A 20,566-nucleotide genomic window follows, 5' to 3' on the forward strand; every position below is an offset into this window, starting at 1 on the left:
ATTCATTGGAGGTTTGTTAGTTGTGGAAAAACTAGTATTTAATCAGCGGATGGATTTTTCAGATGTAGAAGGAGACATTCTCTGTATTACGGCGGGAAATAAAGAAGATATTATCATTTTAATATTGGATAAAAAGGTGACAGATACTTATTATTATAAAATTATACACTCGTTGAAAGATGGCGTTTTGAAAGAGTATGCGATAGAAAATGATCAATATTTTAACTTCATTCAACCTCTAGGCGAAAATTGGATTTTGGTTAAAAGCTTCGTTGAGAAAAAGGAAGATACGACGGCTACAATTTTTGATGAAAAAGGAAACATTATTGCTGCATATTACTTAGGAATTGGAATAAAATATTTTCAAGTTGATGAAGAAGAACATGTATTGGTTGGATATAGTGAAGAAGGTATATTTACTTCTGTAGATGAATTGTTTATTTCAGATGAAGAGTTTGATTCGATAGATTGGGAAAATATACATGATATTAATAAATTTGAAAAGAGCGGATTAGCTATTTTCTCTAAAAATGGCGATTTAATTACTAATGAATTCAATAATTCAATAAAGAGATCTGTCTGTGATTGTACAGCAATACATATACAGAAGACAGGTGATATTCTAATGTCTTACTATAACGAGCAAGGAACATATACATTCACACAGATTCATAAAGAACGATGCGAACAAGTTATTCTTTATGAAACAACATTGAATCATACATCACTATATTTGAAAGTGAAAAATAACATTATCTTTGGTGTAGATAACAATCAAATACATGCATATTCACTTGTAAATAAAACATTATCAACTTTGTTAGCAGTAAATAGCGATGGAAATCCTATTCAATTTGAGTATGTTTTTTCAAGGAATCAAACGATATATGCTGTTAAAGGGAAACGTGTATTTTGCTGGGAGCAATATGAAATTTTAGAAGAGGAAGAATGATTGATAGAGAGAAAAACTGATATAGGCTGTTCTCTCTTTTTGTATACATTCATTTTTGTTGGCTATAAAATCATAAGGATAAACGTTATACTATCGTTATAATTCTAAGGGGATTTAACGCTTGTTTTTTATATTCAGAATAAATGAGAGGGTTTTAATATATATGAAAGATATTGTATGTAAAGAGTTAATAAGTTTTAAGTCTATTGTTGAAGCCTATCAATTTAAACAAATGAGTTTGGATTATAAACAAAATGTAATGTTACTCGTACAAGACAAGCAGAATCGACCTTGTATGATTTATTTGGATAAAAATAGTGAAAATATAAGTACATTCAATTTAAACGTAAATATTAATGTTGAATCTGTGCGATGTATACAACGAATCGGAGAGAAATGGTTACTTATATTTAATTACGAAGATGATAATGCAGTCATTTATAATCCGGACGGAAGTGAACATTGTAAGTTTTATGCTGGAGAAGGGATTCAAGATTGTCAGGTTGATGTGAATGAAGAGATATGGGTTAGCTATTGTGATGAAGGAGTTTTTGGAGAGTCCTCGATTGGAGCAAACGGGATAGTTGCTTTTGACTCTACAGGTCACTTGATTTTTAATAATTATGATCAATATGTAGAAAGGTTTAATGTACCTCCTATAGATGATTGTTATGCAATGAACGTTATAGATGGAGACGTTTGGCTCTATTATTATTCAGAATTTCCTTTAGTTCAAATGAAAGATAAAAATTTTCATATGTTGTGGAATGAAATAAATGTAACAATGGAAATATGGTCAGAAAGCTTTGCGGTTGTTCAAGGTAAAGTAGTATTCATTACTCGAGATAAAAAGTTGGTTGTTTATGATTTAAATAATAATCATGTGTATGATATGAATCTTCGTAATGAACTAGGAGAACCGATTCAATTTGTTACTTATTATAGCCGCGGATCTGTTATGTATTTTCAGACGGATGATACGCTGTATTATGTTGAGTTACTTAATACATGAGGGGATAAATGTGAGCGAACGTTTAAAGAGAATTGCAATGTTAAGAGAAAGGGTTCTCTTTATACGCAGGGTTTTATCTTTGGTATTCTACAGGTAAACATAATTATAAACAGCAAAATAGGCCAGGCTATAACAAGGAATATGTGAATAAAGCTGCTAGAAAAGCAGGTTAAAATTAGGCCTCAAAGCATTTGTGGGCGTTAGATTAATAGAAAATGCTTATGGCAGTATACAAAGGACATAAACAAACATATAAAAACTAGCGTTAAAATAATAAAAAATCCAGAAAGTGATCTTGGTGAATTTGATGATGAATTTTAATAGTGTAGATAATTTATTTTCGATACTTTTAAAGTATCCAGTACGTATAATTTTAATATGTATTGGAATCGGCTGGATTTTTAAATGTATCAAACAAGGTTTCTTATTTTCAGCCGCACTTATGTTAACGATACTTACACTACTTTTTATTGTTACATTTACAGACATATTAGCGTCTGTTTTAAATGGTATTCCCCTTGCTATACAATATAGTGGTTTAGTATTTTTGGTAATACTATCATGTATTATATTTGACTATGAATCTTCTTGTCAGTAAACTACTCACCACTTACCGTTCTTGCAGACTGTTTTTCTATGTAGGTGTGTTGGTATAGCTAGTGGGATTTTATAAAAGAAAAGTAGCTCTTATAATTAAGTGAAAATATAGCGACATCAGCGGTCAAAGGAGCGCTATTCACTGGTAGTAAAGCTGTTGGAGGGATAGGACTGATTCCGGACGTGGCGGTTTTTGTAGATGGATATTATAAGGTGTATAAAAAAGGATATACGGATTATAGACCGAAAAAAACTTATTCTAAGAAAAGGTGGTTTTAATATATCAGTTACAAAAAAATGTTCGATTTAATGCAAGAGGATCACAAATAGCAGGTTACTATAAAGAAAACCTGTAAAAATAACTTTGTGCTGTAACAGATAAAGCAGCTTATTACGGTCCGTTTGGAATGCTTACTATTTACGTTCTAGGCACAGAACAAGTTATAATAGAAGAAATCAATAAGGAGGCTAGCAGTGAAAAATTTTCGTTATCTCAATATATTCACTATTTTAATTGTATACACACTACTCATGTTTTACATCGGCTGGAACGGATGGGTTTGGCTCAGTACGGTGTTCGGCTGGGAATCTTGGGGATATTACGCTTTCGTAGTTGGTTTCATTTCATATGCGTATATTCTCGTACAAGTGTTTAAATTCCTTCCTTTCCTGCGAACGGTCGGTTCAATTTGGTTTGCGGTTATACAATATGCGCTCATGTTATTGCCATTAGCCGATATTGCAGTCTTCTTTTTACAGTTTTCTATAGAGAAAGACACGGCAATTATTTGGACAGGGGCAGTCACTTTACTCGTATTTTTCTTTATCTTCGCATACGGGGTATTTAATGCGTATAGCCCGGTTGTAAGAAAGTATGATGTACATATACCGAAAAAGGTAGAAGGACGTAAAAGTTTACGTATTGCGATGGCTTCTGATATGCATTTCGGTAAACTGTCTGGAGTTGCTCATTTAAAGAGACTAGTCCACCATGTAAATGAAATGAAACCAGATATTATTTTACTGCCTGGTGATATTATTGATGATCATCCAGGTGTGTTCATTCAGAAAAATATGGGACCAATCATGAAACAGATGAAAGCTCCATTAGGTGTATATGGTGTGTTAGGAAACCATGAATATTACGGCCGAGCTGTTCCTGAGTTTTTACAAGAGATGGATAAGATTGATATTCGTATTCTTTTAGATGAAGTCATTACAATTGAAGATGATTTTTATCTCGTTGGAAGAAGAGATAAAACAGAGCGTGATCGTCAAAGTTTTGAAAATCTAATGAGTACGGTAGATAAATCGCTTCCTGTTATCGCAATGGATCACCAACCATTTGAATTAAAACAAGCAGCGGATACCGGCGTCGATTTACTATTATCCGGTCACACGCACCGCGGACAAATGGCGCCGAATCATATTGTGACGAGAAGAATGTACGAACTAGACTGGGGATACGCACAAAAAGGTGCATTCCACGCGATTGTTTCTTCTGGATTCGGATTTTGGGGACCACCGCTTAGACTTGGAAGTAGATCTGAGATTGTGCAGGTGGAAGTTACGTTTGAATAGGTATGTGAAATAGAGAGCTGAGTGCTCTCTATTTTTTAATTTAAAGGTACAAAATATTCGAGTGAAGTTCTTTATTTACTCTCTGAAAAAAGAGATACTATAAGAAGACTCTGCTTGAAAAGGGGGATTATAAGTGATCATATCAGATGTAATATACGGTGAGTTTAAAGTAGATAAAGTGCTAGAAGAATTAATTTTAAGTAAACCTGTGCAAAGGCTGAAAGGGGTTCATCAGGCCGGAGCAAGTTACTTAATGAATGAGAAATGGAATGTAACACGTTTTGATCATTCAGTTGGTGCTATGTTGTTAATTAAAAAACTTGGTGGTTCAGTAGAAGAACAGATTGCTGGTTTACTGCATGATGTATCGCACACTGCTTTTTCTCATGTGATTGATTACGTTTTTGATAACGAAAATGAAAGTTATCATGAAGAAATATTTAGCTCTGTTGTGAAAAACTCGGAAATCCCGGCGATTCTTTCAAAACATGGTTATAACTATGAAGATATTTTATTAGATGATTCGAAGTGGACATTACTTGAAAGATCCGCACCGGAATTATGCGCAGACCGAGTGGATTACACATTGAGAGATATGTATACATATGGATATATTTCTTTAGAAGAAGTTCACAGTTTTTTAGAGGATGTAATCGAAGTAGATGGGAAAATGGTCCTTCAAAGTATCGAAATTGCTGAATGGTTTACAGAAACGTATTACAAAGAAGTAATCGATTTCTTTATGAAACCAATTAATATTTACGGAAATGATATGTTAGCTAAAACGTTAAAGTTAGCTCTTCATAAAAAGGTTATTCATGCAGATGATTTTCTTCTTGAAGATCATGAGCTGATATCGAAATTGCAACTATGTAAAGATCAAGAAGTAGATGCTTTATTAAGAAAAGTTCATCCAAGTATAGAAGTAAAAGAAGATAGAAATGAGTATGATCTACATCAGAAAAATAAAGTGCGTCTCATTGACCCGCCATTACTTCGTGAAGGAAAAATCGTTCAGTCGTCTGTCGTATCAGAAAAAATAGGGCAGATGAGTGATGTCGCTTATGAAAAGGCGGTAAGAGGGATGTATGTGAAAGTGATTTCCAATTAGTTTATTTGTAATAGGAAAAGGTGTCATCAATTATGATGACACCTTTTCGCTTTAAAGGGTTGTTCGTATGGAAATGTGTTACATTTTTACGAGACTATTTTATTTTACTAGAAAAATACCTTTTATGGTAAGGAAATAACTGCTAAAAAGTTTTTCGTTGAAAATAATTTGTGAAAAAAGTACTAATTTTTAATGTGACAAAAATAATATATTTTAAAATAATCGCTTTAGGATCTTTCGTTCTTTATATATGGATTCTCATATTTTTCAAGGGAATTCAAAGGGTTTTGTCGTTTTTTTTTGTAATCTTCATATTATGATAAACCTAATGTTCGGAATCAACCGTTATAACGGAAAAAAATTAAAAAAACAGAATTGAATCGCATTGCTTATTTTAATATAATTTATTTGTTAATTAATAACATATTTGGGGTATGATTCTTTATTGCGGCGAGAATTCTTTTTAACATAGGGGGATTTACAGAATGTTTAAAACGGCGGAACCTGAAATGATGAATTATTTAAAAGAAACAGTTTACAAATTCTTTCCAAAAAATATTGCGAAAGAAGAAGAATTGTACGAGGAATCTAAAGAGCATAAACGATTTATAGAGCTAAAAGAAACATTTATAGAAAACGAAAGCTTTCAAAAGGAAGTTTTGTCCTTAATCGAGTCAACATTTTGCGATTATCATGTGTCAGACTATACAGATTTAAACCTATACAATTGTCTAGAGTATAACGTGTTATTAAATGGAAAAGAACTGATGTTAAATGATGATATTGATTGGATACGAACATCACGAGGTGAGCTCCTTGATCTAGGGGTTTTTGTTAGCTTACTTAATAAATATTATTATTACTACGTATTAAAAACAACATATGATGAAGATGTAAGAGAGTGGACTTTTGAAACAACCGATGTAGAAATGGATAACATTTGTAAGTTTGAAAAACTAATGAATACAAAAGGATTTGTAAGAGTAGAACGAGAAGTTGCGAGAACTGCAATTCCTGATATAGAAACGGAATGTTTACGTATGGGGGAAGTTAACGTATTTCATGCTTTATTCACGGATTCGGTTAGTGAAATATAAAATTGCTATATTTTTTTAGGTTATTATTAAAAAGGTTGCGTAGGAAATAGTAGCTATTTTCTTCTAATCTTTTATCATCATTAAGATTTTGAAAGTTAACGTTTTCAGTTAGTAGCAAATAAAAAAAGAAGTAGCACATTAAAAAAGGATGTGCTACTTCTTTTTCAGTATCAATCAAACCAATTCCAAACCTCAATATCTCCAAGAGTCGCATAACGTACGTGAGGCGAGTTTTGTAATTTTAATAACTCTTTTGACGGGCCAGTAATGACAATGCCGTATACTTTTACGCCGTTATCTTTTACATATTTATAACGTTTATCTAAGTTTAGTTCGTTTTCTGGAAGTGAAGCAACTGTACTTACAGTTTTTTTATGTGTAGAAAGGATGCGCATCATTTCGATTACTTTGTCTTCTTGCGTTTTCTGCTTGTCAGTTTCATTATCAAGGAATCTTATATGCTCTGGAAATCCGATAGATTCCCCGCTGTGTAGGATGAAATTTTCTACATCTTTTTTCTCTTCTCCTGTTTCTAAAGCGTACCATGTAGGAGTTGGAGGGAGTTCTTGTGCTTCAAATATGCTATATAAAAGTGGTTCTAATTCTTTCAAGGTGTAAGATTTATCAAAAGAAATCGCTATTTCTGCAACGGTTCCATCATGTACTTTTACAAGTGTATCCCATACTTTTTTGGAGGATTCCTTTAAATAATCACCCTGCTCTGTTTTTGGATGAACAAAGAAAAGTTTTGGCTGATAGAATGGATTCATCCAAGTTTGGTTTGTGACATCTACAGATGATAAGAAGCTTTTTGTTTCTACTGTACCGAGTGGCATTTCTTTTTTACCAACCGTTTTCACTAAATCAAAGTGGCTATTTGTACGAAAGAAAGCTTCTACACTTGTTCCGCCCCCCATAACGCGGCTATTTGGGATAGTTGCTTCAAGTGCGAGGGAGGGAACCTCTCTTATTTCTTCTAGCCTTTTATCATTATTAGCTTGAAAATAAAAGGCAGATAATACTCCGCCGATCATATATATAATGATGCAAATTGATAGTATAAAACCAAACATCTGCAAACGATGTTTCCATTTAATCCTCCAAAAAGGAACTTTAAGATCTTTTGGCGGTAACTTTTTCTTAACGGGTTCTGTTTTTGTTAATAATTCATCCAAATGCACTTCACACTCTTTGCATGTCTCAATATGACTTTCTAATTTTTCTTGTTCGTCATGTGTGAGTGTTCCGTCTTCATATTTCTCCCACAGTTTTTTAAACTCTGCACAGCCCATCTGCATCACTCCTTTATGATTTTTGCTTCTTTTCGTCCTCGGTGTAATTCAATTTTTACTTTCGCTAACGAGAGGTTAGTCATTTCTGCTATTTCCTTATAGGAGAATCCGTAGTAATCTCGTAGTAGCAACACATTTCGTCTTTCTAGCGGAAGAGAGGATATACTTTGTAACCAACTAGTAATCTCATGTTTTATGAAATAAGAGTGCTCTGTACTTGGCACGTTTGGTAAATGGAATTCTTCAATTTGCGTTGTTTTATACTTCTTTTCTTTTCGGTACCAATCGATAAAGGCGTTGTAGGCAATTGTAAATAACCAAGGCCTAATTTCTGCTCCTTTATAATAGTCAATATGGACGAGCATTCGGTAAAAAGTTTCTTGCATGAGATCTTCAGCACAGTGGGGATCTCCGGTTAGGGAGAGAAGATAGCGAAATAAATCATGCATGTGCTCTGAGTAAATGTCTTCTAATGATTGACTTTGTTTCACTACATTTCCCTCCCTTCATACATAACAACGAAATACATATAAAAAAGTTACATTTTTTTATGGAATTATAGTAAAAAACGTCAAGAATTGGTTTGCGTTCTCTTTTATCATAATACATATAAGGCGGGTGAACAGAGATGGAAAGCTATGAAACACAAGTTCAAAGGTCAATTGATTATATTGAGGAAGATGTAATGGAAAAACAAACGCTGCGTAATTTAGCGCGGATTGCAGGTTTTTCTGAGTCGCATTTTCATCGTGTATTCCAGGCGTTAGTAGGTGATACGGTAATGGAGTATGTTCGAAAGAGGAGGTTAGCCCGGGCAGCTTATCAACTTTCTCATACGGATGAAAAAGTTATTGATATCGCATTTGAGCATGGCTTTCAATCTCACGAAACGTTCACGAGAGCCTTTAAAAAATTATTTCAAATGACACCGAGTGAATATCGAAAACAAGAAATTGAAACACCGATGTATTATAGAGTGAATGTAAAACAAAGAAAATTAAATCCGTATTTAGGGGGCATACAAATGGAATATCGTATTGTAAATAAACCAGAATTTTTAATGGCGGGTTATGAACTGAAGACGACGAGTAAAGAAGGAAAAAATCATCAAGACATTCCAGCATTTTGGCAAGAATATTTACAAAAAGATCTTGGAACGACAATTCCGAATCGTAAAGATACGAGCCAATGGGTAGAACTTGGATTATGTACTGATTTTAATTTAGAAACAGGGGACTTCACTTATATTATTGGAATGGAAGTTACAGACTTTGAAAATGTACCGAGTGCAATTGCAAAGCGTACATTCCCATCCGCAACGTATGCAGTATTTACAACACCAAAAGTTCCTCATGAAGAAATGGTAGCGTCTATTCATCAAACGTGGAATGCAGTATTCTCAGAATGGTTCCCGCATTCAGGATACGAACATTGCGGAGTTACAGAGTTTGAACAATACGATGAGCGTTGCCATGCAGATAAGAGTGAGTTCGCTCAAGTTGAGCTTTGGATACCGGTGAAGAAGAAATAATAGATTAAGAGCGAGTCATTGAGAGATGGTTCGCTTTTTTATAAGGGGGAAATGGAAAGATGTTCAAAAAACTAGAATGTGTATCTATACATACGAAGGATATAGAAAAGTCGGTTTCTTTTTATGAAGAAATGGGAATGAAGCAAAACTGGATTATAGAAAGAGAACTAGAAGAAAGGGGTATTTGGACGTTAATAGGATTAAAGTTTCCAGATGAAAAAAGTTCCGAGCTAGTAATAAGTAATCATCCGGATATTAATTTTATGGAAGTCGAAGTATTAGTAGAAGATGTACAACAAACGTATGAAAGTTTAAAAGATAATAAAGATGTAAAATGGATTCGCGAACCATTTCCAACAGAATCAGGACATGTTGCGGTAATGGAAGCACCTGATGAGAATGTGTTTGTGTTAGTGGGAAAATAGGAGAGAGGACATAGTGAGAATTAACGTAGAACTTCGTCAAAAGCTTGAATATTTAAAAGAAGAATTAGAAATACCATACCCGTCAGAAGATATAGAAAGAATTGAAGAGGAATATAAGACAGAGTCTTTTGCGGATGATTTTTACAGCTATACGTCATTAATAGATGGAAGTTTGAGTTATGTTTTTGCCTTGAAAAAAGTTCCAAAGTCTCAAAGAGAGATGTTGTATAAAAGTTTTTTACAAGCGTATCCGGAATATGTATTTTTAGGTAATCTGGGACAATATGTGGAACTGAATCAACAACTAAGCATATATGAACAAATCCGGAAGTTATTAATGGTAGTCATAGAAGAGTATTAAAGAAAAGGTGCTTTTGTAAAGCACCTTTTCCTACGAACTAAACGGAAACACAAGTATAATCGTCGTTCCTTTTCCAAGTTCACTATCAATGGAAATCGTTCCGTTATGAGCAAGAACGAGCTGTTTTGTAATGGCGAGGCCAAGGCCAGTTCCAATGTTGCTTTCTTCTGTATTCGTTCCTCTGTAATATCGCTCGAATAGAAGCCCCTTCGTTTTATCGTCCATACCTTTTCCATCATCTGAAATAGATAGTGTAAATGAATTTGTATTTTGCGAAAGTTTTACGATTACGTTTGTTGTTTCATTATTATGTTTTACAGCGTTTGCTAATAAGTTTTCGATAATACGTTGGAACCACTTTTCTTCAATAAAATATTGGATTTTGCTTGAACTTGGCACGAATTCAATGTTTTGATTTTTTAGTGTCGGGTTATTAATAAATTGTAATAATACTTTTTGGACGAACTGATTAATTTCAACATTTACGTGTTGTGCAGGAAGAGTATCATTTTTTAATTGATATGTTAAGCTTAAGTCGTCAATTAATGTAGTCATATATTGAGATTTTTCTTTCATTACATGGCCAAATTGTTGAATGTCTTGATCAGTCCAATTATATTGCTTCGATTCTAGTAATAATGCATAGCCGTATATAGAGCTAAGCGGTGTTTTTAAATCGTGTGTGAGACCAGTAATCCATTCTTCACGTGTTTGCTGCAGTACTTGCCTCATCGCATCATTTTTTTTGAGTGTTATAGAAAGGTGCTCTAGTGAACTAGTAACATCTCTAAATAAGCGAAATGACCATTTTTCTTTACCGGATCGCCTGAATCGAACTGGTTTTCCTTTTTTACTAACAGGTTCTTCATATTTTCCACCAGCGATATTTTTAAGCCAACGCATCGCGTGTAGTAACGGTTTCCCAAACTTATTTCCGTACCAAATAGATAGAATGACTAAATAAACAAAGACGATAAGAAGGATTAATCCGCATCCGATTAGAAACTTCTTAGTAAATACATCCTCAATTTCGTCATCTGGGTAGTAGCGTTCATTTTTTGCTGTAATGACGAGAAGCTGACCACTATTTGCATCGTAAAAGCTAGACGTGTTTTCTTTATGATTCCACGGTTCTTTTTCGTTAAGAGCAGTCTGTATTGTTGAAAGTGTTTTTTTCTTTCCAGTTGGATAGGAAAAAACCTCTTCGCCATTATGATTAAATATTTGCAGTGTTGCTTTTTCTTTAGAGAGTAACTGTTTTTCTTGTTCCGTTAATGTGAATGAATCTGTAGATACAGAAGGGTGTTCTTTCTGAATTGTTTTTAATAATGCATTACTTTTTAACATACCGCCGTAAATAACAAGTACGTTCTTTTCTTCTACTTCAATTTCCCAATATGTAAATGTATAAGGGCTTTCTATATGATTCTGTATATGTGCGAGTAAAGATGTTTTTGTATAAGAAGTTGGGACATCACTTGGTGTATTAAATTGATAGAGGACTTTTCCGTTTTCTTCTACAATCTGAATCCAATCATTTTTCTCTTTAATTAAATCTTTTACTTCCGTTTTTAACGTAATATCGCCATCCTCTGAAGAGATATATCTTGAAATTGTAAAACTATCAGAATCCGGAATATTAGGTTCGTATGAAATGCTAGTGACAAGAAAAATTAAATAAGTGAAAGCAGCGACTACAGCAATAAGTAATGTAACTAAAACAAAAACGTGTTGCAGTATAAATTGGATGATAAGCCGTTTATTAAGATTCATATCGTCACCCTACTTTGTAACGAACTTATAGCCAAGTCCACGAACCGTTTTGATGTACAATGGATTACTTGGATTTTGTTCAATTTTTTCACGTAGTTTTCGAATGTGAACCATAACAGTATTGTCATCGCTATTATAGGCTGGTGCTCCCCAAACTTTTTCGTATATTTCTTCTTTCGAAAATACGTAGTTCGGATTCTCGCAAAAGAAGAGTAGTAGTTGAAAGAGTTGAGCGGAACATTCGACAACGTTCCCATCTACTGTTAGTTCCGCAGAATGTTGATCAATTTCAAATCTCCCAAATGAAATGGAGTGTGCGTTTTGTTCGTGTGGTACTGTTTGTTTCATATGTCTTCGAAGTTGTGCTTTCATACGAGCTACGACTTCTAATGGATTAAATGGCTTCGTAATATAATCATCTGCACCGTATGAAAATCCAGATATTTTATCTAAATCAGATGCCTTCGCTGATAGGAAGAAAATCGGACAATCTGTTTGTTGGCGAATAATCGGACAAATATCAAAACCAGATTGTCCAGGAAGCATGACATCTAAAATAATTAAATCGTAATTGTTTTTTTCGGTGAGAGATAAAGCTAATTCAGCTGATGTTGCAGTTGTAATATGAGAAAAACCTTCTTTTTCAAGAATGGTAGTTAGTAGTTGTAAAATTGCTGTTTCATCATCGATGAGTAATATATTTGCTTGATACATAAGAATCCCCCTTAATTTCCTCGAATATCATATCATCTTTTTGTAACATATGGAATTTTTAAGGAAAATTTAAGGTTTTCTTTCACAAAAAATTAAGAATCAAATGATATGATAAAAGTAACATAGGGGAGGAGATGAGTGTGAATCCGTTTCAAATGATGCGAGCTAGATATTTTTTAATTGTATTTGCACTATTAATTTTAGTAGCGAGAAGTAGTGGGGAATTGTTAGAAAGTACATTTCATATACAAAATTCTTCTTTTATAAATATACTTATATTTTATATCCTTCCGATTGCATGGATTTTTTATGAGTATAGAAAGCACCGTGTTTCATTTTCATTATTTGTTAATAAAAATGAAACATTTAACTTGGTGCAAGTTTTGTACATCGCGATTATGCTTTGTATGTTTAGTTACGGCTATCTTATTTTGTACATGTACAGCTTTGCATGGATTACACCAGATTTTATTATGAATGCCTTGCATGAACCGATTATAGATAGTACCGGGGGATATGTATATCAATTTATTATGGTTGTATTTATCGCGCCTATTATTGGGGAATTTGTTTTTCGTGGATTTTTACTTCAGCGCTTTGCTGCAAAATGGGGTACTAGTATAGCAATGGTCGTTGTAGCACTTTTATTTGCGTGCTTACATGTTGATTTCCTTGGCGCATTCGTGTTTAGCATCGTACTATCCATTGTATATATTCGTACGAAAAGCTTACTCATGCCAATTGCTATTCATATGTTAAACAATGCGTTTGTACTTACTTCTTCTTTTCTAGTAAGCAGAGAAAAGATAATGAGTTTTGCCGATTTTTCGAACTATACGACATTCTTTCCAGGATTAATTATTTTTATGGCAGGGTTAAACTTAGTACTCATCTTTTTATTTGTTAACCGCAAATACTGGAGTAAAGAAGTGCCTGTTATATATGCAGAGCAGGTAAAGAGTTTTGCAGATGTAGTGGGAGATAAATGAGATGAAGAAGACGTTTTAGAAAATATTGAAAGATATTATAGATGCTACGTCTATTACTGATATGTGTGATAAAAGCTTTTGTAATTGGATTCAACCTGTAGTAGATACGATTGTGTTTCCAGAGTATTACTTATTTTCTAGTACTCATTTAAAAGAAAATATTATTTCTCTTCTTATTGTATTAGGGGTTTTACTAATATTTGGTCTAATTGTAGAAGAAATGATGAAGCGCATCTTCAGAAAAAATGAAGAGAAGTATATGTGGGTTCATAAAATATTCGTGAAAGTAATAGTGGCTTTCCTTTTGTTTTATAGTATGAAAACAATCATTTACTTTATAGCTTTGAAACATCATTAATTCGAAATTTGAAAGGGATGTATAAAATTATATGAATGAAACGATATCATCAAATAAGTTTTTTTATTTGATTTTACTTAGCATAGTGCTAATAACGACAGTAAATGTTATTCTCCGCTGGGAGGAAGCCTACTTTTTCATGTATTTAGCGCTCCATTTATTAGGGGTTTTATGTATAAGTGGTGGCATGGTTACTGAAAAAAAGAGTGACGAAAGTGTTAACTATATGTGTGTGATCGGTCTTGTTTTACTTTTAGCTGTACAAGGTATTATGAAATATAGTTCTTTTTCTGTACAAGATTTCAGTTTGTTAATAGATGTACTGCCTTAAGGGGGGAGTATCTATGTTATCGAAGAAACAAATAGGATATATACTTGTTTTAGTAGGTTTTTTTACGATTATTATAACGACGCTATTTTTTCAAGACTATGAATATATAAAATATGTAAAAGGCGCCGGTTTAATGTGTTGGTTTGTAAGTGCTTTTCTTATTCCGGATTATGAACCGAGGAAAGTGTCTAAAAATAGGTGAAACTCTTCTTGTAATAGAAGAGTTTTTTTATGTAAATTGAACGGGCTAGAACAATTCTCACGATTAGCTTGTTCTAATTTTGAAAGTATGAACTTACAATAATAATAGACAGGCAGCATAGAGGAGGGAATAACGTGAGGAAAGTTATTGGGTGGTCGCTTTTTTTGTACGTTGGGTTTGCGTTATTTATATATTGGTATTTATTTGGATGGAATCATGAACTCATTCCGGAGATGTATAAAGGAACGAGTGCAGATCCAGAAACTTTTATGAATGCGAAAGAGCTTACGCTAAGCCAAGATTATTCGCGCGTGAAAAATTTACTGTATTTTTTAGCGACGCCTCTTGAATGGATTATTTTATTATTTGTACTCGTGCTCGGTATTTCAAAAAAGTTTGAGAAATGGTCAAAGGAAACGACTAAAATAAGTGTCTTACAAGTTGCGATTTATTTCTTTTATTTATCACTACTGACAACAATTCTTGCATTACCGATGCAATGGATCGGGCGTAAAGTGTCCGTTGATTACGGCATTTCCACGCAAAGTACACAAAGCTGGATAAAAGATCACGTTATCGATTTTTGGGTGAATTATGCGACTATGTTACTCATTGTTACAGTTCTTTTATGGCTTATCCGTAAATTCCCGAAGAGATGGTGGTTAGCAGGATGGGCGCTCTCTGTACCATTTACAATCTTTTTAACGTTCGTGCAACCTGTTATTATTGATCCACTTTATAACGATTTCTCGACGCTGAAAAATAAAGAGTTAGAAACGAAAATTTTAGCGATGGCAGACAAAGCTGACATTCCTGCTAAACATGTATATGAAGTAAATATGTCGAAAAAAACGAATTCGTTAAATGCATATGTAACAGGAATTGGTCTTAACTCGCGTATTGTAATGTGGGATACAACGCTTAAGCAATTAAAAGATAAAGAGATTTTATTTATAATGGCCCATGAAATGGGACATTATGTTATGAAACATATATATTGGGGCGTTGCTAGTTATGTCTTGTTATCGTTTGTAGGTATGTATTTAATTAGTCGTATTTTAAATATGTGTATTCGAAAATGGGGAGATACGCTGCAAATTTCAAAAGTGGCATGTTTCTCAATTTTACCTTTGTTTTTCTTAATTTCCTCGTTATTATCTTTTGCATCACAGCCAGCAACAAACTATGTTTCACGTATAGAAGAACGCGCGGCAGATCAATATGCTTTAGATATGACGAAAGATGGGAAATCAGGTGTGAAAACATTTCAATACTTATCAAAAACAAGTTTAAGCCAAGTAAATCCGCCTGCGTTAGTGAAATTTTTCTTATACACACATCCACCAATTTTCGAAAGAATTCATACGTTTGAACAATATGAAAAACAGAAGAAGCAGTAGGATACTGCTTCTTTTTATTGTGGAGTATTCGAATTTTGGGAAATTATAGTGTATAATATATGGAATATTCAGTTAAATATTTAGGAGGTTAATAGTTTGTTTCATTCAAAATCAATGCCAGCTATAAAAATGATTCTTTCGATGTCTATTTTCGGATCGATTGGATTTTTTTCTGTACAAACTGGTTTACCGTCTTTTGAATTAGTATTTGTTCGTTGTATTTGTGCGACTTTATTTTTAGCATTATGTTGGTTCGTAACAGGGCAATACAAAAGTGAGAAATGGAACAAAAAAGAAACCATACAAATATTAGCTTGTGGTGTATTTCTCGTTTTTAACTGGGTCTTTTTATTTAAAGCATTTGAAGTAATGTCGATTACAATTGCGATTTCTGTCTATCATCTTGCTCCAATCATCGTATTAATGATTGGCAGTATCGTATTTAAAGAGAGGCTAACAGTATTTGCGGTTATATCGATCGTTATTTGTTTTATCGGTACAGTTTTAGTAGCTGGTGTAGATGGAAGTGTGTCGTTAGAAAAGCTAATGTCATCTGGCATGGTGTGGGCACTTCTTGCAGCTTTATTTTATGCTTTTACAACGTTGCTAGGAAAAGGAATTAAGCATACGAGTGCATATGCGATGACATTTGTACAAACATTTTTAGGTATATTTTTATTATTACCATTTATAGATTTCGGGAAATTTCAAGGATTAACAGAGATGAACTGGATGATGATCACAGCGACAGGTCTTATACATACTGGGTTTGTATATTATTTATTTTTTGACAGTCTAAGAGATTTATCGACGAGATTAATTTCGGTATTAGTGTTTTTAGATCCTGCGGTTGCAATACTATTAGATACAGTCTTTACCGGATTTAGACCGACTAGTATGCAAGTAGTGGGGATTATCCTTATATTTGTAGGAATGGCACTTACTTTCTGGAAGCCGAGGGATGAAAGAGTGAAAGTGTACTCAGAAGCATAATATTTACCGGGATTAAAAGTAGCTACGTCATTAACGTTAATAGGTGGAATGTTTTTTAGTGCAAATGGACAATATTTGCACTTTTTTTGTCTGAAAAATGAAGTTTTTATAAGCAAAGGATTTAATGAAAATCTTATAGAATATTGTTAGTGTACAACATTGTAAATCCTTTGAAACTGAAGAAGGATTTACAGAGTGTACGTCATAATAATTTGTCTATGATTCGGTATACCAATTGAAATGAGAACGAATTTGCTTTCCTTTAGTAGTAATCTTCAAAATAATAGATGTTAAAAATGAATGTATTACATGAGATTTGCAAATACAGCATATGTAATATGGAAAAAGAATGTAGTCTATTATTTTCCATTTTAATGAAATGGAAATGAAGGAGAGAGGGCAATGAAGAAAAGAATGTTGCGTATAATGACGGCAGCGACTATTATGGGTGGTTTATTATTAAATGCAAATGTTCCTAATATAAAAGCAGAAGAGTATCCAGAAATGATTGTATTTGATGATGTTCCAGTAGACTATTGGGCATATGAATATATTATAGACGTTGCATATAATAAAGTTATGCTAGGTTATGGAAATGGGAAATTTGGTGTTGGCGATAATGTAACGCGAGAACAAGTGGCGGCAGTACTGTATCGCGCACTTAATATAAAACATGAAGGACCGTTACATAATCCGTATAAAGATATTTCTGAAAGATCAACAATGTTTCCAAAGGAAATTTTAGCATTAACAGAACATGGTATTTTTAAAGGCGATGAGAAGGGGAATTTCAGACCGAGGGAAACGATAACACGTGCAGAAGTAGCACAAGTCCTTACACGAGCATTTTCATTTGAAGTGAAGAAGAAACATACATTTATAGATGTACCAAATAATTATTGGGCAAAAAATGCAATTAGTGCATTGCAATCTAATAATGTCATAATAGGAACAGGGAATGGAAAATTTGAACCAAATAAATTTGTAACACGTGAGCAATATGCAGCATTTTTATATAAGGCTATTATTAATTTTCATTTGAAAGATGAGAAGTATTAAGCGGAAATTCAAAAGTTGTTAATAGTAAGGTGAAAATATTTTAATTATAGTAATATGTTATTTTGAAAAAAGCGCAAAAGTTTTGCGCTTTTTTTTATGTGATTTATGTATGTTTATTCATCTTAATACGAAATAGGAATTTACTGAAAATGGAAAAATTAGGTGTGTTAAAGTGACAATTCATAAGAAAAAGACATTATTTAGTAACTTTATTATTAACGAAGTGTAAAGGGAAGTATGTGAAAAATTGTTCGCAAATTAGACAAAACTTATATAAATAAGTATATTGATACTTTTTTATTAATTCTTTATATTAGAAAAAAAGTATGTTTTTAGGGGGAAATGCGGTGAAGAAAAAGTTTTTAAAAATAGCAACGGCTTTAACAATTATGGGTGGAGTTGTATTGAGTGCAGAAGGTACTAAAGTAAATGCTGAAGTAGTTGTGAAGCAACAACAACAAGCAAATTCTGTTGTATTTAAAGATGTACCGAAAGGTCATTGGTCTTCTGAAGCTATTCATACTCTAGCAGGCTGGGGAATCATTAATGGTTATGGAAATGGGAATTTTGGTTTTGGTGATAATGTAACACGTGAGCAAGTAGCGGCTTTAATTTATCGTACGTTTGATTTTAGCGAAGTGTTTGAGGAAGGCGACGTACTTGAGAATCCATACAAAGATATTAATGAAAACTCAACAATGTTCATAGAAGAAATTTTAGTATTAACAGAAGTAGGTATCTTAAAAGGTGATGGAACTGGGAACTTTAGACCGAAGGATACGCTAACACGTGCGGAAATGGCACAGGTTCTTACGAATGCTTTTGAATTAGAAGCAAAGGGACCTCATACTTTTAATGATGTTCCAGTAGATTCATGGGCAAAAAATGCAATTAGCGCAATACAAACAAATAATATTACAAATGGAATAGGAGAAAATAAATTTGGTCCGTCTATGAGTGTAACGCGTGAACAATATGCAACATTCTTATATAGAGCAATTTTAAATGATGAGCAACAATAATTTATAAAAAGAGCTGGTGTTATACAACACCAGCTCTTTTTTTGCTTGAAATAAATATATCTTTGGAAAAAATCTGTTAAATTTTCAAAAAAAACTTCCTTTTCTGAAGATTTGTTATATAATATAAAACATAAAATCAAATCTGTTATAAAACAGTTTAAGAAGGGGATGCTAATATGTCGACGCAAACTTCACGGGTTACACTCGTTGGAGAAGTGTTACCAGCGTACAACGAAATATTGACACCTGAGGCGCTTAGTTTTTTAAAAGAACTACATGAAAATTTCAATGAACGCCGCACGGAACTTTTACAACAGCGTGTGGAGAAACAAAAAAGAATTGATGCAGGGGAGTTACCTAAGTTTTTAGAAGAAACAAAGCATATACGTGAAGGTGATTGGACAATTGCCCAGCTTCCGAAAGATTTAGAGGACCGCCGCGTGGAGATTACTGGACCGGTGGATAGAAAGATGGTCATTAACGCTTTAAATTCAGGAGCACATCTTTTTATGGCGGACTTTGAAGATTCGAATGCACCAACTTGGAGAAATGCTGTCGAAGGTCAAATTAACTTACGAGATGCGAATAAGGGAACGATCTCACATAAAAATGAAAACGGAAAAGGATATCGTTTAAATAGTAAAACAGCTGTATTAATTGTGCGTCCGAGAGGGTGGCATTTAGAAGAAAAACATATGCAAGTTGACGGCAAGAACATGTCTGGCAGTTTAGTAGATTTTGGCTTGTACTTTTTCCATAATGCGAAGGTGCTTTTAGCAAAAGGAAGTGGCCCGTATTTTTACTTACCGAAAATGGAAAGTTACTTAGAGGCAAGATTATGGAATGATGTTTTCGTATTTGCTCAAAAATATATCGGCATTCCGAACGGAACGATTAAAGCGACTGTGTTAATAGAAACGATTCACGCTTCATTTGAAATGGATGAAATTCTGTATGAACTAAGAGATCATTCTGCTGGTTTAAACTGCGGGCGATGGGATTATATATTTAGTTTCTTAAAGAGCTTTCGTAATCATAATGGATTTTTACTTCCGGATAGAGCGCAAGTCACGATGACAACGCCGTTTATGCGCGCGTATTCTTTGAAAGTTATTCAAACGTGTCATCGTCGTAATGCGCCGGCAATCGGAGGAATGGCAGCGCAAATCCCGATTAAAAATGATCCAGAAGCAAATGAGGCGGCTTTCGAGAAAGTGCGTGCTGATAAGGAGCGCGAAGCTTTAGACGGTCATGACGGGACTTGGGTTGCCCACCCGGGACTTGTACCGGTTGCAATGGAAGTATTTAATCACATAATGAAAACGCCAAATCAAATTTTTAGAAAGCGTGAAGAAATACGTGTAACAGAAAAGGATTTATTAGAAGTACCGATGGGAACGATTACAGAAGGTGGTCTTCGCACAAATATTAATGTAGGTATTCAATATATTGCATCTTGGTTAAGCGGGAGAGGAGCAGCTCCAATTTATAACTTAATGGAAGATGCGGCAACAGCGGAAATATCAAGAGCACAAGTATGGCAGTGGATTCGTCATGAGGGCGGGAAGCTAAGTGATGGCCGTAATATCACTTTTAAATTGATGGAAGAATTGAAAGAAGAAGAACTAGCAAAAATAGAAAGTGAGATTGGTAAGGAAGCGTTTAAGAAAGGGAGATTTGAAGAAGCTACAAAACTGTTTACAAACCTTGTTCGTAATAACGAGTTCATGCCGTTTTTAACATTACCTGGTTATGAAATTTTATAA

The 20,566-nt window shown here is 33.7% G+C and carries 21 protein-coding genes; 17 read left to right on the forward strand and 4 right to left on the reverse strand.

Annotated features, from left to right (window positions below; genetic code table 11):
• The first annotated feature begins 22 nt into the window (after window positions 1-22).
• From EXW56_RS05595 to EXW56_RS05615, 5 genes are all read left to right on the forward strand, one after another.
• Window positions 23-952, forward strand: a complete 930-nt coding sequence (locus EXW56_RS05595) for a hypothetical protein (RefSeq protein WP_002149945.1) — start codon at window positions 23-25, stop codon at window positions 950-952.
• A 163-nt stretch (window positions 953-1,115) separates the two neighbouring features.
• On the forward strand, window positions 1,116-1,964 hold the full coding sequence (locus tag EXW56_RS05600) for a hypothetical protein (protein WP_078204869.1): 849 nt from the start codon (window positions 1,116-1,118) through the stop codon (window positions 1,962-1,964).
• Between the two features lie 1,071 nt (window positions 1,965-3,035).
• A complete protein-coding gene (locus EXW56_RS05605; RefSeq protein WP_215597293.1) occupies window positions 3,036-4,142 on the forward strand; it encodes a metallophosphoesterase in 1,107 nt (368 codons plus the stop codon).
• 133 nt (window positions 4,143-4,275) lie between these two features.
• The gene (locus EXW56_RS05610) at window positions 4,276-5,253 is read left to right on the forward strand and encodes an HD domain-containing protein (protein WP_098988168.1); all 978 of its coding nucleotides are present in this window, start codon (window positions 4,276-4,278) and stop codon (window positions 5,251-5,253) included.
• A gap of 485 nt (window positions 5,254-5,738) precedes the next feature.
• Window positions 5,739-6,350, forward strand: a complete 612-nt coding sequence (locus EXW56_RS05615) for a hypothetical protein (protein ID WP_098988169.1) — start codon at window positions 5,739-5,741, stop codon at window positions 6,348-6,350.
• A 170-nt stretch (window positions 6,351-6,520) separates the two neighbouring features.
• On the opposite strand, the gene EXW56_RS05620 is transcribed toward EXW56_RS05615, so the two are convergent.
• Window positions 6,521-7,642 (reverse strand): anti-sigma factor, encoded by a 1,122-nt coding sequence (locus EXW56_RS05620; RefSeq protein ID WP_215597294.1) that lies wholly within the window; start codon window positions 7,640-7,642, stop codon window positions 6,521-6,523.
• Between the two features lie 5 nt (window positions 7,643-7,647).
• Window positions 7,648-8,133 (reverse strand): RNA polymerase sigma factor, encoded by a 486-nt coding sequence (locus EXW56_RS05625; protein WP_002201433.1) that lies wholly within the window; start codon window positions 8,131-8,133, stop codon window positions 7,648-7,650.
• A 137-nt stretch (window positions 8,134-8,270) separates the two neighbouring features.
• On the opposite strand from EXW56_RS05625, the gene EXW56_RS05630 reads away from it, so the two are divergent.
• Genes EXW56_RS05630 through EXW56_RS05640 form a run of 3 tightly spaced genes read left to right on the forward strand, consistent with a single transcriptional unit; the run spans window position 8,271 to window position 9,959 of the window.
• Window positions 8,271-9,173 (forward strand): AraC family transcriptional regulator, encoded by a 903-nt coding sequence (locus EXW56_RS05630; protein ID WP_002201432.1) that lies wholly within the window; start codon window positions 8,271-8,273, stop codon window positions 9,171-9,173.
• Window positions 9,174-9,232: 59 nt separating this feature from the next.
• Window positions 9,233-9,598 carry a VOC family protein gene (locus EXW56_RS05635; protein WP_002201431.1) on the forward strand — a complete coding sequence of 122 codons (366 nt, stop codon included), beginning with the start codon at window positions 9,233-9,235 and terminating at the stop codon, window positions 9,596-9,598.
• Between the two features lie 13 nt (window positions 9,599-9,611).
• Window positions 9,612-9,959 (forward strand): YxiJ family protein, encoded by a 348-nt coding sequence (locus EXW56_RS05640; RefSeq protein WP_002201430.1) that lies wholly within the window; start codon window positions 9,612-9,614, stop codon window positions 9,957-9,959.
• Window positions 9,960-9,989: 30 nt separating this feature from the next.
• Here EXW56_RS05640 and EXW56_RS05645 read toward each other — a convergent pair whose 3' ends face one another.
• Entirely contained in the window at window positions 9,990-11,732 is a 1,743-nt protein-coding gene (locus tag EXW56_RS05645; RefSeq protein ID WP_002201429.1) for an ATP-binding response regulator, read from the reverse strand.
• 9 nt (window positions 11,733-11,741) lie between these two features.
• On the reverse strand, window positions 11,742-12,446 hold the full coding sequence (locus EXW56_RS05650; RefSeq protein WP_002201428.1) for a response regulator transcription factor: 705 nt from the start codon (window positions 12,444-12,446) through the stop codon (window positions 11,742-11,744).
• Window positions 12,447-12,586: 140 nt separating this feature from the next.
• Here EXW56_RS05650 and EXW56_RS05655 point away from each other — a divergent pair, with 140 nt between their 5' ends.
• The 9 genes from EXW56_RS05655 (at window position 12,587) to aceB (ending at window position 20,566) form a co-directional block, all read left to right on the forward strand.
• Window positions 12,587-13,435 carry a CPBP family intramembrane glutamic endopeptidase gene (locus EXW56_RS05655; RefSeq protein WP_002201427.1) on the forward strand — a complete coding sequence of 283 codons (849 nt, stop codon included), beginning with the start codon at window positions 12,587-12,589 and terminating at the stop codon, window positions 13,433-13,435.
• Between the two features lie 61 nt (window positions 13,436-13,496).
• The gene (locus EXW56_RS05660) at window positions 13,497-13,793 is read left to right on the forward strand and encodes a hypothetical protein (protein WP_080013776.1); all 297 of its coding nucleotides are present in this window, start codon (window positions 13,497-13,499) and stop codon (window positions 13,791-13,793) included.
• A 31-nt stretch (window positions 13,794-13,824) separates the two neighbouring features.
• On the forward strand, window positions 13,825-14,124 hold the full coding sequence (locus EXW56_RS05665) for a DUF2101 family protein (RefSeq protein WP_002201425.1): 300 nt from the start codon (window positions 13,825-13,827) through the stop codon (window positions 14,122-14,124).
• Window positions 14,125-14,137: 13 nt separating this feature from the next.
• Window positions 14,138-14,326 carry a hypothetical protein gene (locus EXW56_RS05670; RefSeq protein ID WP_002201424.1) on the forward strand — a complete coding sequence of 63 codons (189 nt, stop codon included), beginning with the start codon at window positions 14,138-14,140 and terminating at the stop codon, window positions 14,324-14,326.
• Window positions 14,327-14,460: 134 nt separating this feature from the next.
• Window positions 14,461-15,726 carry a M48 family metallopeptidase gene (locus EXW56_RS05675; protein WP_002201423.1) on the forward strand — a complete coding sequence of 422 codons (1,266 nt, stop codon included), beginning with the start codon at window positions 14,461-14,463 and terminating at the stop codon, window positions 15,724-15,726.
• A gap of 96 nt (window positions 15,727-15,822) precedes the next feature.
• Window positions 15,823-16,719 (forward strand): DMT family transporter, encoded by an 897-nt coding sequence (locus EXW56_RS05680; RefSeq protein WP_002201422.1) that lies wholly within the window; start codon window positions 15,823-15,825, stop codon window positions 16,717-16,719.
• Window positions 16,720-17,121: 402 nt separating this feature from the next.
• Entirely contained in the window at window positions 17,122-17,778 is a 657-nt protein-coding gene (locus EXW56_RS05685) for an S-layer homology domain-containing protein (protein WP_002201421.1), read from the forward strand.
• Window positions 17,779-18,125: 347 nt separating this feature from the next.
• Entirely contained in the window at window positions 18,126-18,800 is a 675-nt protein-coding gene (locus EXW56_RS05690; protein ID WP_002201420.1) for an S-layer homology domain-containing protein, read from the forward strand.
• A gap of 176 nt (window positions 18,801-18,976) precedes the next feature.
• Window positions 18,977-20,566: a malate synthase A gene (gene aceB, locus EXW56_RS05695; RefSeq protein WP_002201419.1), complete on the forward strand. Its 1,590-nt coding sequence runs from the start codon at window positions 18,977-18,979 to the stop codon at window positions 20,564-20,566.

The sequence above is a fragment of the Bacillus mycoides genome (assembly GCF_018742245.1).
In the GTDB taxonomy this organism is placed as follows: Bacteria; Bacillota; Bacilli; order Bacillales; family Bacillaceae_G; genus Bacillus_A; species Bacillus_A cereus_U.